At 71.7% G+C, this 13,464-nt stretch carries 10 protein-coding genes and 2 pseudogenes; 4 read left to right on the top strand and 8 right to left on the bottom strand.

The features are described 5' to 3' along the window. Positions 1–98: 98 nt before the first annotated feature. On the top strand, positions 99–1,985 hold the full coding sequence (locus tag OHS59_RS32130) for an anthranilate synthase family protein (RefSeq protein ID WP_328496844.1): 1,887 nt from the start codon (positions 99–101) through the stop codon (positions 1,983–1,985). Here OHS59_RS32130 and OHS59_RS32125 read toward each other — a convergent pair. From OHS59_RS32125 to OHS59_RS32105, 5 genes are all read right to left on the bottom strand, one after another. After that, complete coding sequence (locus OHS59_RS32125) at positions 1,928–2,938, bottom strand: 2-hydroxyacid dehydrogenase (RefSeq protein ID WP_328496843.1); 1,011 nt, start codon at positions 2,936–2,938, stop codon at positions 1,928–1,930. The genes OHS59_RS32130 and OHS59_RS32125 overlap by 58 nt on opposite strands. Positions 2,939–3,208: 270 nt before the next feature. Continuing rightward, entirely contained in the window at positions 3,209–4,237 is a 1,029-nt protein-coding gene (locus tag OHS59_RS32120) for a 6-phosphofructokinase (protein ID WP_328496842.1), read from the bottom strand. A gap of 143 nt (positions 4,238–4,380) precedes the next feature. Next, on the bottom strand, positions 4,381–5,070 hold the full coding sequence (locus OHS59_RS32115; protein WP_328496841.1) for a response regulator transcription factor: 690 nt from the start codon (positions 5,068–5,070) through the stop codon (positions 4,381–4,383). Next, complete coding sequence (gene macS / locus OHS59_RS32110) at positions 5,067–6,362, bottom strand: MacS family sensor histidine kinase (protein ID WP_328496840.1); 1,296 nt, start codon at positions 6,360–6,362, stop codon at positions 5,067–5,069. The genes OHS59_RS32115 and macS overlap by 4 nt, the downstream gene beginning before the upstream one ends. A 38-nt stretch (positions 6,363–6,400) precedes the next feature. Next, a complete protein-coding gene (locus OHS59_RS32105; RefSeq protein ID WP_328496839.1) occupies positions 6,401–7,210 on the bottom strand; it encodes a lysophospholipid acyltransferase family protein in 810 nt (269 codons plus the stop codon). A gap of 221 nt (positions 7,211–7,431) precedes the next feature. Between OHS59_RS32105 and OHS59_RS32100 the strand changes: the two are divergent. Both OHS59_RS32100 and OHS59_RS32095 read left to right on the top strand, forming a co-directional pair. Further along, positions 7,432–7,857, top strand: a pseudogene (locus OHS59_RS32100) (alpha/beta hydrolase); the annotation flags it as partial. A 21-nt stretch (positions 7,858–7,878) separates the two neighbouring features. Continuing rightward, positions 7,879–9,057, top strand: a pseudogene (locus OHS59_RS32095) (AMP-dependent synthetase/ligase); the annotation flags it as partial. 234 nt (positions 9,058–9,291) lie between these two features. Here the strand turns inward: OHS59_RS32095 and OHS59_RS32090 are convergent. Beyond that, complete coding sequence (locus tag OHS59_RS32090; RefSeq protein ID WP_328499439.1) at positions 9,292–10,434, bottom strand: glycosyltransferase family 4 protein; 1,143 nt, start codon at positions 10,432–10,434, stop codon at positions 9,292–9,294. Between the two features lie 160 nt (positions 10,435–10,594). Here OHS59_RS32090 and OHS59_RS32085 point away from each other — a divergent pair, with 160 nt between their 5' ends. Then, positions 10,595–11,830 (top strand): glycosyltransferase 87 family protein, encoded by a 1,236-nt coding sequence (locus OHS59_RS32085; RefSeq protein ID WP_328496838.1) that lies wholly within the window; start codon positions 10,595–10,597, stop codon positions 11,828–11,830. 37 nt (positions 11,831–11,867) lie between these two features. Here the strand turns inward: OHS59_RS32085 and OHS59_RS32080 are convergent, their stop codons facing one another. Both OHS59_RS32080 and OHS59_RS32075 read right to left on the bottom strand, forming a co-directional pair. Continuing rightward, entirely contained in the window at positions 11,868–12,155 is a 288-nt protein-coding gene (locus OHS59_RS32080) for a DUF3253 domain-containing protein (protein ID WP_328496837.1), read from the bottom strand. 72 nt (positions 12,156–12,227) lie between these two features. Then, positions 12,228–13,442 (bottom strand): hypothetical protein, encoded by a 1,215-nt coding sequence (locus OHS59_RS32075; RefSeq protein ID WP_328496836.1) that lies wholly within the window; start codon positions 13,440–13,442, stop codon positions 12,228–12,230. Positions 13,443–13,464 lie beyond the last annotated feature (22 nt).

Here is a 13,464-nt window from a genome sequence, read left to right as displayed (position 1 = left end):
GCGGCCTTCGGTGTTTTCGCGACCGGGACCGTTCCTCTCCACCTCTCCCCGCAGAGACGCCGAGTCTCCACGGGGACGCCGAGAAGGAACCCGGACCCATGAACCTGCTCGATCTGCTGGACGATCCCCGCCCGTTCGCCCTGCTGCGCCGCCGCACGCCGGGCCACGATCACGACACCGTCGAGCTGCTGCTCGGCCCCGTCACCGAGCACGAGCGGCTGGCCGACATCCCCGAGGGCCTCGCCCTGGTCCCGTACCGCCAGATCCGCGAACGCGGCTTCGACGTCCACGACGACGGCACGCCCCTGTCGGTGCTCACGCCGGAGGAGTCGTACGAGTTCTCCCTGGGGCAGGTCCTCGCGGAGCTGCCCGCGCACGACGTGCGGGTCGAGGACGGCGGCTTCGACGTCGCGGACGAGGAGTACGCGGAGATCGTCGGGCGGGTGCTGCGCGAGGAGATCGGACGGGGCGAGGGCGCGAACTTCGTCATCCGGCGGACGTACGAGGGTGAGATCCCCGGGTTCGGCCGGGCCGACGCGCTGGCGCTCTTCCGGCGGCTGCTGGTGGGTGAGCGGGGCGCGTACTGGACGTTCGTCGTGCACACGGGAGAGCGGACGCTGGTCGGGGCGAGCCCCGAGGTGCATGTGCGGATGTCCGGCGGGACCGTCGTGATGAACCCGATCAGCGGGACGTACCGCTACCCCGCCGCGGGGCCGACGCCGGAGGACCTGCTGGAGTTCCTGGCCGACGGCAAGGAGATCGAGGAGCTCTCGATGGTCGTCGACGAGGAGCTCAAGATGATGTGCGCGGTCGGCGACATGGGCGGGGTCGTGATCGGGCCGCGGCTCAAGGAGATGGCGCATCTCGCGCACACCGAGTACGAGCTGCGGGGCAGGTCGTCGCTGGACGTGCGCGAGGTGCTGAAGGAGACCATGTTCGCCGCGACCGTCACCGGGTCGCCGGTGCAGAACGCGTGCCGGGTGATCGAGCGGCACGAGGTCGGCGGGCGCGGCTACTACGCGGGGGCCCTCGCCCTCGTCGGGCGCGACTCGGGCGGCGCCCAGACCCTCGACTCCCCCATTCTCATCCGGACCGCCGACATCGACGGCGGCGGACGGCTGCGGGTGCCGGTGGGCGCGACGCTCGTCCGCGGGTCGGACCCGGCGAGCGAGGTCGCGGAGACGCACGCGAAGGTGGCGGGCGTACTGGCCGCCCTCGGTGTACGTCCCGGCCGGCCGGGCGGGAACGAGGCGCGGGCGGTCCTGGCGGACGATCCGCGGGTGCGGGCCGCGCTCGACGGGCGGCGGGCCTCGCTGGCGCCGTTCTGGCTGCGGATGCAGGAGCCGTCCACCGATCTGGCGGGCCACACGCTGGTCGTGGACGGGGAGGACACCTTCACGGCGATGCTCGCGCATCTGCTGCGCTCGTCCGGTCTCGCCGTGACCGTGCGGCGGTACGACGAGGCGGGGCTGCGGGAGGCCGTCCTCGCGCACGAGGGCCCGCTGGTGCTGGGCCCCGGCCCGGGCGACCCGTCCGACATGACGGACCCGAAGATGGCCTTTCTGCGCGGCCTCACCGCTGAGGTGCTGCGCGGGCACCGGTACGGCGTCCTGGGCGTCTGCCTCGGCCACGAGCTGATCGCGGCCGAGCTGGGCCTGGAGACCGTGCGCAAGGAGATCCCGTACCAGGGCGCCCAGAGCGACATCGACCTGTTCGGGCGGACGGAGACCGTCGGCTTCTACAACAGCTTCGTGGCGCGCTGCGACGACGAGGCCGCGCTGGAGCTGGCGGCCCATGGCGTCGAGGTCTCCCGCGGCCGGGCGGGCGAGGTGCACGCGCTGCGCGGGCCGGGCTTCGCCGGGGTCCAGTTCCACCCCGAGTCGGTGCTGACCCTGCGCGGCACCGACGTCGTACGGGACCTGCTGGTTCAGGTGCGGGCGGGGGCGGGCACCAGCACGTTCTCGGAGCGGCGGCCGGCCCGGTAGTCGAGGACGTTGCGCACCGTGGTCTCGATGATCTGGCCGACCGCGTCCACGGTGTAGTACGCCTGGTGGGAGGTGACGACGACGTTCGGGAACGTGACGAGGCGGGCCAGGGTGTCGTCGTCCACGACCTCCAGGGACTTGTCGAGGAAGAAGAGCCCGGCCTCGGCCTCGTACACGTCGAGGCCGACGCCGGTGAAGCGGCCCGCGCGCAGTTCGGCGACCAGGGCCCGGCTGTCGATGAGGCCGCCGCGGCTGGAGTTCACCAGGACCGCGTCGTCCTTCATCGTGCGCAGGGCGGCGGCGTCGATCAGGTGCTGTGTCGCGGGGAGCAGCGGTACGTGCAGGCTGACGAGGTCGGACTCGACGAGGAGCCGCTCCTTGGGGACGTACTTCATGCCCAGTTCCAGGCAGGCGGGGTTCTCGGCGGCGTCCCAGCCGAGGAGGTTCATCCCGAAGCCATGGGCGATACGGGTGAACGCCTCCCCGATCTTGCCGGTGCCGAGGATGCCCGCGGTGCGGCCGTGCATGTCGCGGCCCATCAGCCCGTCGAGGCGGAAGTCGAAGTCGCGCGTGCGGTTGGAGGCGCGGACGATGCGGCGGTTGACGGCCATGGCGAGGGTCCAGGCGAACTCGGCTACGGAGTGGGGCGAGTAGTACGAGACCCTCGCGACCGTCATTCCCAGCCGCTCGGCGACCTGGAGGTCGATGTTGTTGAAGCCGGTGGAACGCTGGGCGATCAGCTGGGTGCCGCCGGCTGCGAGGGTCTGCAGGACGCGGTTGCCCAGTTCGCAGTTGACGCTGGTGGAGACGGTCTCGTAGCCGGCCGCGATGGGGGCGGTGTCCTCGTTGAGGAAGACGTCCAGGCAGCGGGCCTCGTGGTGCCCCTCTGCCCGGAAGGCCTCTTCGAGGAGGGGCTTCTCATCGGCCTGGACGCCGAAGGCGAGAATCTCCACGGGGCCCTCCGGGGGTTTGGCGGGTTATGTCGCTTACCTCCTCGAATATACGAACCCGCGGAGTTTCCCGCCCCCGCCGCCCTTACCCGTTCCCGTCCCGCATGGGGGCTGCGCCCCCTCGCCCCCGCAATCGCGCTGCGCGCTCGTCCTCAAACGCCGGACGGGCTGAGTAGGTTTCAGCCCGTCCGGCGTTTGAGGACCGGGGGTTCGGGGGCTGGCCCCCGAGGTCGGTGACGGGAACGGGTAAGGGCGGCGGGGGCGAGGAAGGCGTCAGCCGAAGAAGACCCCGACCTCCTCGTACAGACGGGGATCCACCGTCTTCAGGCGGGCCGTCGCCTCCGCGATCGGGACGCGGACGATGTCGGTCCCCTGGAGCGCCACCATCTTGCCGAAGTCCCCGTCCCGCACGGCCTCGATCGCGTGCAGCCCGAACCGGGTGGCGAGCCAGCGGTCGAAGGCGCTCGGAGTGCCACCTCGCTGGACATGCCCGAGGACGGTCGTCCGCGCCTCCTTGCCCGTGCGCCGCTCGATCTCCTTGGACAGCCACTCCCCCACGCCCGACAGCCGCACATGCCCGAAGGAGTCCAGCGTGCCGTCCTTCAGGACCATGTCGCCGTCCTTGGGCATCGCACCCTCGGCGACGACCACGATCGGCGCGTACGAGGCCTTGAAGCGTGAGGTCACCCAGGCGCAGACCTGGTCGACGTCGAAGCGCTGTTCCGGGATGAGGATGACGTTCGCGCCGCCCGCGAGGCCCGAGTGGAGCGCGATCCAGCCCGCGTGCCGGCCCATCACCTCGCACACCAGCACCCGCATGTGCGATTCGGCGGTGGTGTGCAGCCGGTCGATCGCCTCGGTCGCGATCCCGACGGCGGTGTCGAAGCCGAAGGTGTAGTCGGTGGCGGACAGGTCGTTGTCGATGGTCTTCGGTACGCCGACGACGGGCACCCCGTACTCGTCGGTGAGGCGGGCCGCGACGCCGAGGGTGTCCTCGCCGCCGATCGCGATCAACGCGTCGACCTCGCACTTGGCGAGGTTCTCCTTGATCCGGCGGATGCCGTTCTCGGCCTTGAGGGGGTTGGTGCGCGAGGAGCCGAGGATGGTGCCGCCGCGGGGCAGGATGCCTCGAACGGCGGGAATGTCGAGCCGGACGGAGTCGCCTTCCAGCGGACCCCTCCAGCCGTCCCGGAAGCCGGTGAAGTCATAGCCGTACTCCTGCACGCCCTTGCGGACGATGCCCCGGATGACGGCGTTGAGCCCGGGGCAGTCGCCGCCTCCGGTCAGTACTCCGACCCGCATGGAAAGTCCCTTCGCCACGGTTGGCTGACGGGACTCACGCTAATAGTGATCCAGGTCACTCAAGGAGAGGGCGGAAGGTCAATTCCGGTGCAATGTGCGGGAGTTGATCACCTGCCGTCACTCGTTGGTGTGTATCGACGGGTTTACGCGTCGTCGAGGCCCCGCTCTATGGCATAGCGCACCAGCTCCACGCGGTTGTGCAACTGGAGCTTGCCCAGGGTGTTCTGGACGTGGTTCTGCACGGTGCGGTGGGAGATGACGAGGCGCTCGGCGATCTGCTTGTAGCTCAGGCCCTTGGCCACGAGCCGGAGCACCTCGGTCTCGCGGTCGGTGAGCTGCGGGGCCCTCGGCTCGTCGCCGCCCGTGGCGGGTCCCGGGTCGGAGGCGAGTCTGCGGTACTCGCCGAGGACCAGGCCCGCGAGACCCGGGGTGAAGACGGGGTCGCCGACGGCCGTGCGGCGCACCGCGTCGATCAGCTCCTCCGTGGAGGCCGACTTGAGCAGATAGCCGGTGGCGCCCGACTTGACCGCCTCCAGGACGTCGGCGTGCTCGCCGCTCGCGGAGAGGACCAGGACGCGCAGGGCGGGGTTGAAGCCGACGAGTTCCTTGCAGACCTGCACACCGGGCTTCGCCGGCAGGTTCAGGTCCAGCACGAGGACGTCGGGCCCGACGGCCTGGGCCCGGCGCACCGCCTGCTCGCCGTCGCCCGCGGTCGCGACCACGTCGAACCCGGACTCGGCCAGGTCGCGGGCGACCGCGTCGCGCCACATGGGGTGGTCGTCGACCACCATGACCCTGATCGGGTCCTGCCCCTCGGTCACGCGCTCGGTCATGCCTTCTCCGCCTTCCCCCGCGCGCCTTCGGGCCCCTTCGAGGCCTTCGGGTCCCGCACATTCCTCGGTACGTCCTGCGATACGTGCGCCGGTACGTTCTTCGGTACCTTCAGTTCGACTTCCGTGCCCTGGCCCGGCACCGAGATCAGCTCGGCCGTGCCCCCGATCTCGCGCAGCCGTCCGCGGATCGACAGGGCCACCCCGAGGCGCCCCTCCCCCTCCGCCTGGGCGAGCCGTCCCTCGGGGATGCCGGGGCCGTCGTCGCGGACCGACACGATCACCTCGTCCGGCTCGTCCTCGACCAGGATCCACGCCCGGGCGTCCTCGCCGACGTGACGACGGACGTTGTCCAGGGCGGCGCCGACGGCGGCGGCCAGCTCACGCGCGGCCCCGGCCGCGAGCGGCACCGGGGTGCCCGGCTCGGAGAACGTCACCCGCGCGCTCGCGTACGGGGCGAGCAGCGGGCGCAGGTCGCGGAGGGCGGAGTCGTCCTGCGGGTCGGGTTCGTCCACCGCGCGCACGACGGCGCCCTGGGCCTCGTCCTCCGACAGCCGCGAGACGGGTACGAGTCCGCCGGAGACCAGGGTGCGCAGCGCCACCTCCTGCTCGCCGGCGAGGCGGCCCAGTTCGGCGGCCTCCCCGCCGATCGCGGAGCCGCGCCGCTGCACCATGGCCAGCACCTGCAGGACACCGTCGTGGATGTCACGGGCGAGCCGCTCCCGTTCGCGCGTCGCCGCCTCGATCTCCAGGGCGCGGGCCAGGGTGCGCTCGGAGGCCCGGGCGACCTCGACGACGTACCCGATGGCGATGGAGGCCACCCAGACCAGCAGCACGTTGTGGAGGGTGTCCTCGCTGAGCGCGCCGCGCTGCAGGACGTTGGCGACGCCGACGAGCGCCGAGGCGAAGGCCGCCCAGCGCCAGCCGCCCTTGATGGCGAACGCCAGCACCGCGCCCGCGGTCCATATCGACGGGAGGGTCGGGCCGCCCGCCACGATCCGGTCGTGGGCGTCCGCGACCGGGGTGAGCAGGATGCCGGTGAGGGCGACGGTCAGGTCGGCCGCGAGGAAGGGCTTGGTGCAGTTCTGCGCGTTCGCCACCTTGGGCAGGGTCGCGAAGGTCCAGACGGAGAGCAGCACGTAGTAGCCGATGGCCACTTCGGGGCGGATGAACTCGTCGTTCTTCGCGACGAAGAGACCGATCGCGTAGAACAGCGTCAGGACGCGGTACCCGGTGAGCGCACGCCACAGCGGCTGTTCGACCGACATTCTCATGACTCTCTCGCGCTTGGCCATGTCCCCCAGTACCCCATCCCCCGTGGCCGCGTCCAGATCTAGGAGCCGGTCTGCTCCTTGTCGGCCCGTCCCGCCCGGTCCGCCTCGTGCCGGGCTTCCGTCCGCGCCTGTTCGGCGTCCTTGCGGGCCTGCTCGGCTTCCTTCTGGGCTTCCTTCTGCGCCTGCTTCTGTGCCTTCGCCGCCTCCGCGATCTGCCGCTTGGCGGCCGTCGCGTAGATGTCGACGTACTCCTGTCCGGAGAGCTTCATGATCTCGTACATGACCTCGTCGGTCACCGCGCGCAGCACGAAACGGTCGTGCTCCATGCCGCTGTACCGGCTGAAGTCCAGCGGCCTGCCGATCCGGATGCCCGGGCGCATCAGCTTGGGCATCACCTTGCCCGGCGGCTGGATCTTCTCCGTGTCGATCATGGCGACCGGGATGACGGGCGCCCCGGTGGCCAGCGCCACGCGCGCGAGTCCGCCGGGCTTGCCCCGGTAGAGGCGGCCGTCGGGCGACCGGGTGCCCTCCGGGTAGATACCGAAGAGCTCGCCGCGCTGAAGGACGTCGACACCGCTCTTGATCGCCGCCTCGCCCGCGCCGCGTCCGCCGGAACGGTCGACCGGCAGCTGGCCGACACCCTTGAAGAAGGCGGCGGTCATCCGGCCCTTGACGCCGGGAGTGGTGAAGTATTCGGCCTTCGCGATGAAGGTGACCTTGCGGTCGAGGACCGCGGGAAGGAAGAACGAGTCCGAGAACGACAGGTGATTGCTCGCCAGGATGGCCGGACCCTCGGCGGGAATGTTTTCGAGGCCTTCCACCCAGGGCCTGAAAGCGAGCTTCAGGGGCCCTCCGATGGAAAACTTCATTGCGCCGTAGATCACCCGGGTGCCTCCTGTTGCTGTCGATCAGACCTTAACCCGGAGCACCGTCAATGGGCCCGACGGCCCTGGTCGGTGTCAGTGCCGTCGCGTACGGTGAAGTACGCCTCGAAGCTTCGGGGTGAGTGTCGCGCCACCCCTGAACTCGCCCTTGCACTTGCCCTTGATCTTGTCCTTGCACTTGTCCTTGAACGAACAGGAGACCGAAGGTGCCGGTCCTTCCCGGAGCTGAGCCGTTCCACCACGAGGGCGGAGAGGTCGGGGTCCTCCTCTGCCACGGCTTCACCGGTTCCCCGCAGTCGCTGCGCCCCTGGGCGGAGTATCTCGCCGGGCGCGGTCTGACCGTCGCGCTGCCGCTGCTGCCCGGGCACGGCACACGCTGGGAGGACATGCAGCTCACCGGCTGGCAGGACTGGTACGCGGAGGTGGACCGTGAGCTGCGCGCCCTGCGCGAGCGCTGCTCCCAGGTCTTCGTCTTCGGCCTCTCCATGGGCGGCGCGCTCACCCTGCGGCTCGCCGCGAAGCACGGCGACGAGATCAGCGGCATCGTGCTCGTCAATCCGGCGAACAAGGTGCACGGCCTCGCGGCGTACGCCCTGCCGGTGCTCCGTCACTTCGTCAGGACCGTGGACGGCATCACCAGCGACATCGCCAAGGACGGCGGCATCGTGGAGCGGCTGCGGCCGCTGTTCCGTACCGGCGAGTGCTCGGTGCTCCTCTTCCTGCCGCTCGCGCACGTCTTCGGACGGCTCGTGCAGGTCGCGCCGATGATGGCGCCGATCAAGCTGGGCATGGTCCCGGACATCAAGAACCTGACCGACGAACTGGCCTCGTTCCGGCCGACGTTGATCCTCGGTGTGCCGCGCGTCTTCGAGAAGGTCTACAACTCGGCGCGGGCCAAGGCGCAGGCCGACGGCAAGGGCAAGATCTTCGACAAGGCGGCGGACACGGCGATCGCGTACAGCCGCGCGCTGGACACCCCGGCGGGCCCGTCCCTCGGCCTGAAGATCAAATACAAGACGTTCGACAAACTCGTCTACAGCAAGCTGCGCGCGGTGCTCGGCGGCAAGGGCGAGTACGCGATCTCCGGCGGGGCTCCGCTGGGCGAGCGCCTGGGCCACTTCTTCCGCGGTATCGGCTTCACGGTCCTGGAGGGCTACGGGCTGACCGAGTCCTGCGCGGCCACCGCCTTCAACCCGTGGGACCGCCAGAAGATCGGCACGGTCGGGCAGCCGCTGCCCGGTTCGGTGATCCGGATCGCCGACGACGGCGAGGTGCTGCTGCACGGCGAGCACCTGTTCAAGGGGTACTGGAACAACGAGGGCGCCACCGAGGAGGCGCTCGCCGACGGCTGGTTCCACACCGGTGACATCGGCACGCTCGACGAGGACGGGTACCTGCGCATCACCGGCCGCAAGAAGGAGATCATCGTCACGGCGGGCGGCAAGAACGTCGCGCCGGCCGTGATCGAGGACCGCATCCGGGCGCACGCGCTGGTCGCGGAGTGCATGGTCGTCGGCGACGGGCGGCCGTTCGTTGGCGCGCTGGTCACCATCGACGAGGAGTTCCTGGGCCGGTGGGCCGAGGACCACGGGAAGCCGGTCGGCTCGACCGCGGCGTCGCTGGCCCTCGACCCTGAGCTGCTCGCGGCGGTCCAGAGTGCGGTGGACGACGGGAACGCGGCGGTGTCGAAGGCGGAGTCCGTGCGGAAGTTCCGTGTGCTGTCGCACCAGTTCACCGAGGACTCGGGGCACTTGACCCCGTCCCTGAAGCTGAAGCGGAACGTGGTGGCGAAGGATTACGCCGCCGAGATCGAAGCGATCTATCAAGGCTGAGGGCGCCTGATCTCCCTGAGGCGGGGGGTACGTTCGCGACTCGCCGTCCGCGATGACCGCCCGCGCAGTTCCCCGCGCCCCTGAAAGCACCCGCCTTGCAGCCGCGGGCCGTAGCGGTCGCCCGCGCAGTTCCCCGCGCCTCTGAAAGCGGGGCTGCGCCCCAGCTTTCATCTTTCAGGGGCGCGGGGAACTGCGCAACCGGCCCGCACGGCGACGAGCCGCACCCCGCAGGCGCTACAACAACCCCCGCAGGCCCTCCGCCAGGAGGTCCCAGCGCCATTTCTCCTCCACCCACTCCCGCCCCCGCTGCCCCATCCGCCGCCGAAGCTCCGGATCCGCGAGCAGCGCGACGATCCGGTCGGCCGCGTCCTCGGCGGAGCCCCCGCGGACCACCCAGCCGGTCTCCCCGTCGAGCACCGCGTCCGGCGCACCCCCGGAGTCCCCGGCCACCACGGGAAGCCCGGTCGCGGAAGCCTCCAGGTAGACGATGCCGAGCCCCTCCACGTCCAGCCCCCCGCGCCGCGTACGGCACGGCATGGCGAAGACGTCCCCCGCGCCGTAGTGGGCCGGAAGTTCCGGCCAGGGCACCGCCCCGGTGAACCGCACGGAGTCGGCGACCCCGGTCTCGTACGCGAGCCGGCGCAGATCCTTCTCGTACGGCCCCCCGCCCACGATCAGCAGCACGGCGTCCGGCTCGCTCGCCAGGATGCGCGGCATCGCGAGGATGAGCGTGTCCTGCCCCTTGCGCGGGACGAGACGCGAGACGCAGACCACCACCGGCCGGTCGGTGAGACCGAGGCGCGCCCGGACCGCGTCCCCGCCCGACCCGGGATGGAAGGTCTTCTCGTCCACGCCGGGCGGAAGTTGCACCATCCGGGCAGCCGCCTCGGGCGTCAGCGCGGCAGCGATCCGGGAGCGGGTGTACTCACCGAGATACGTGATCACATCGGTGGACTCCCCGATCCTGCCCAGGAGTTGGCGCGCGGCGGGCAGTTGCGCCCACCCCGCCTCATGGCCGTGCGTGGTGGCCACGAGCCGCTCCGCGCCCGCCTTCCGCAGCGCCGGCGCGAGCAGCCCGAGCGGTGCCGCCGCACCGAACCACACCGAGCTGCAGCCGTGCTCCCGCAGCAGCCCGACGGCCCGCCGGGAGACCCCCGGAGTGGGCAGCAGCATGGTTGTTCGGTCGCGTACGATGACGAAGGGCTGTTCGGCGTCGAAGGCGGCTGTGGCCTCGGCTCCCTCCCGGCCCCGCTTCCACGTGGAGGCGTAGACGACGAGCCGTTCGGGATCCAGGCGCAACGCCATGTTGTGCAGGAAGGCCTGGATACCGCCCGGTCTCGGCGGAAAGTCGTTGGTCACGATCAGGGTCTTGTGCATCGTCTCGCGCATCGCCGTCGACAGTACCGAACCCGCACCTCGCCGCCCCGCCCGGCCGCGCTTCACGGCCCTCGCACAGCCGCGCGGGGGATCATGGCCGCACAGCGAAGCGGGACAGCGCGGCGGCACGGCGGATCCGTACGGAAAAGGGCAGGTGGGCATGGCGGCAGCCAGGGGGCCGAGGTTCCCGTACCTACTGCTGGCGGCCTGGGGCCTGACGAGACTGCTGTTGCTGCTCTTCGTCTTCAAGGTGTTCGTCTTTCCCGGCCCGGACGTCACGAGCGACGTCACGGTGACCTACCGGAACTGGTACGAGGTCCTGCGCACCGGCACCTTCCCGCTGGACGACGTGACCTGGCAGTACCCGCCGGCCGCCGCGCTCGCGATCCTCTCCCCCGCACTGCTGCCGTTCCTCGCCTACACGCAGGCGTTCTTCGTCCTGGCCTTCGCCGCCGACCTGATCGCCTTCGGGCTGCTCCTGTACGCGGGCCTGCGCCCCGGCAGGTCGGCGCGCGGCGTCTGGGTGTGGGTGGTGGGCGTACCCCTGCTCGGCCCGACGGTGTACTCGCGCTACGACGTGATGGTGGCCGCCGTCGCCGTGGCCGCGCTCCTCGCGGGCGTCCGGCACCCGAGGGTGATGGGCGCGCTGGCCGCGTTCGGCGCGCTGCTGAAGGTGTGGCCGCTGCTGCTGCTCGTGGGCACGACCGGGCGCCGGGCCTGGGGCGCGGCGGCGGCGACGGCCGCGGGCATCGCGGTGGTGTTCGCCGCGCTGATGCCGGGCGCGTTCGCGTTCCTGACCTTCCAGCGCGACCGCGGGACCGAGGTCGAGTCGCTCGGCGCGCTGGTCTTCCACATCGCCCGGCACCACGGCTGGGAGGGCCAGGTCCTGCTGAACTACGGCTCGGTGGAATTCCTCGGCCCGTACGTCGACGTGGTGAGCACGGTGGCGCTGATGCTGACCGGGCTCGCCTTCGGCTGGCTGCTCCTGTGGCGGCTGTGCGCGACCCGGTTCCTGGTGCACACGGCCGCCGACGCCGCGTTCATGGCGGTGCTGCTGTTCACCGTCACCAGCCGGGTGATCAGCCCGCAGTACATGGTGTGGCTGGTCGCCCTGGCCGCCGTCTGCCTGGTCTTCCGCGACAGCCGGATGGGCCTGCCCGCGGGGATGGTGCTGACGGCGTGCTTCTTCACCGTCCTGGAGTTCCCCGTGTACTTCGCGGACGTCGTCGGCAGCAGCGGCCTCGGCATCACCCTGCTGGTGATCCGCAACGGCCTGCTGGTCGCCGCGACCGTCACCACCGGCGTCCTCCTGTGGCGCGACACCGTGTCGTACGCGGCTCCGGCCCCGGTGCCCAGCCGGGCGACGCCCGCCGACGAGGAATCACTGACCCCCTGACCGCCGCGGACGCCGCCCGCGCCCGGTGACGGCCGGCTCAGCGGACGCGGCGGATACGGATCGGGCCGCGGGCCTTGGCCGGCTCGACGGCCCGTCCGCCCTGGGTGATCTCCACTTCGCCGGCCTCGACCAGCCGCCGGGCCGCGCGACGGGCGGGTTCCATGAGCGCGCGCCAGCCGTCGTCGTCGCCCTCGTACACCGCCCGAGCGGCGTCGGAGGGGCAGATCGTCGCGGCCGGGGCGCGGCGCTCCAACAGCTCCAGAATGGCTCGCTCCAGGCGCCGCTCCGCCCGCCGTCCGCTCTCCGCCGCTCCGCTTTCCGTCACCCCGCCAGGGTCGCACCGGCCGCGCCGCCCGGCCATCGCGGCGGCCGTCGTCACGGCGTGCCCCGGACGCCGTCACATGAGCCGGTCCCGCAGATACGCCTGCCACAGCGCCGTGAACTCCCACGGCGACGTGTCCAGGACCTCCCGCAGCCCCGCCTCCACCGCGCCCGCACGCTTCTCGTGCGCCCCCACGGCCCGGTAGAACTCGCCCAGCCGCACCTCGCCCCACCGCTCGGCGATCATCCGGCAGGCCAGCCACCCGCTCTCGTACGCCCGGGCCAGCTTCGCCGCGTCCCCGCCGAACCCGAAGTCCCCGTCGGCGGGCAGCTCGTCCGGCACGCGTCCGTCGGTCACCGCGCGCGTCAGCTCGGGCGCGATCTCCGCCGCGGTGCGGCCGGTGCCCCGGTAGCCGACCCAGTCCGCGTACCCCTCCGACAGCCACAGCGGGGTCGCCGCCGAGGTGGATGCGCGCGTGGCGACATGGGTGGTCTCGTGTGTGAGCACGACCTGCCGGCCGAAGGAACCCAGCACCCCGTAGGCGTCCGGGTTCACGATGATCCGGTCGGCGGGCGCCTTCCCCGAACCGCCCGCCTCGCCCGTGGTGACCGCCGCGATCCCCCGGTACCCGGACGCGGGCGCCCCCAGCAGCTCCGCCATGCCGTCCAGCGACTTCGGTACGAGGACGACGACCCGTCCCGGCCACTCCTCGCCCCACGCCTCCCGCACCGCGGGCACCGCGCGGTCGGCCAGGCCCGCGTAACCGCGCAGCGTGCCGCGGGACTGCCCGACCCCCAGGACGAGGCTGTGCTCGCCGTGTACGGCCACCACGGGCCCCTGCTCCCACAGTTGCCGGCTCGCGTCGCCCGCGGGCCTGTCGCCGGTCACGTACCAGCGGCCCTCGGCGCGGGTGAGGCTCAGCGTGCGGGCGGTGACGACGGGCGCCCGGTCGTAGCCGTCCATGCGGTAGCGGAGGTCCGCTTCGACCGTGGCGCGGTCGCCGGAGCGGTGGAAGCCGGTCACGCGGTACGACCAGTCGGTCAGCGGGACCGCCCGCAGGTTCCTGAACTCGGCGCGCGCCTCGGCCCGTTCGCCGGCGGCCACCGAGCCGGGCGCCGCCGTCGCCACGAAGGCCTTCTCGCTGCCGTCGCGCACCGCCGCCGCCCGCCGGTCCAGCACGCCCCGGACGTCGGCGGAGGCGGCATCGGTCCCGGAGGAGCCGCCGCAGCCGACCAGACCGGCCACCAGCAGCCCCACGACCCACTTCGGCGCACGTCCACGACCAGCCACGATCCTGATCGTACGGCGCGAA

The sequence above is a fragment of the Streptomyces sp. NBC_00414 genome (genome assembly GCF_036038375.1).
Taxonomy (GTDB): domain Bacteria; phylum Actinomycetota; class Actinomycetes; order Streptomycetales; family Streptomycetaceae; genus Streptomyces.
Note: the sequence above shows the minus strand (reverse complement) of the source record. Positions and strands in the feature narration are given on the sequence as shown.

Coding starts and splice junctions, on each gene's coding strand:
- OHS59_RS32130 (WP_328496844.1), top strand. CDS start 99: ATGAACCTGCTCGATCTGCTGGACGATCCCCGCCCGTTCGCCCTGCTG.
- OHS59_RS32120 (WP_328496842.1), bottom strand. CDS start 4,237: ATGCGGGTCGGAGTACTGACCGGAGGCGGCGACTGCCCCGGGCTCAAC.
- OHS59_RS32115 (WP_328496841.1), bottom strand. CDS start 5,070: ATGACCGAGCGCGTGACCGAGGGGCAGGACCCGATCAGGGTCATGGTG.
- macS (WP_328496840.1), bottom strand. CDS start 6,362: ATGGCCAAGCGCGAGAGAGTCATGAGAATGTCGGTCGAACAGCCGCTG.
- OHS59_RS32105 (WP_328496839.1), bottom strand. CDS start 7,210: ATGAAGTTTTCCATCGGAGGGCCCCTGAAGCTCGCTTTCAGGCCCTGG.
- OHS59_RS32090 (WP_328499439.1), bottom strand. CDS start 10,434: ATGCACAAGACCCTGATCGTGACCAACGACTTTCCGCCGAGACCGGGC.
- OHS59_RS32085 (WP_328496838.1), top strand. CDS start 10,595: ATGGCGGCAGCCAGGGGGCCGAGGTTCCCGTACCTACTGCTGGCGGCC.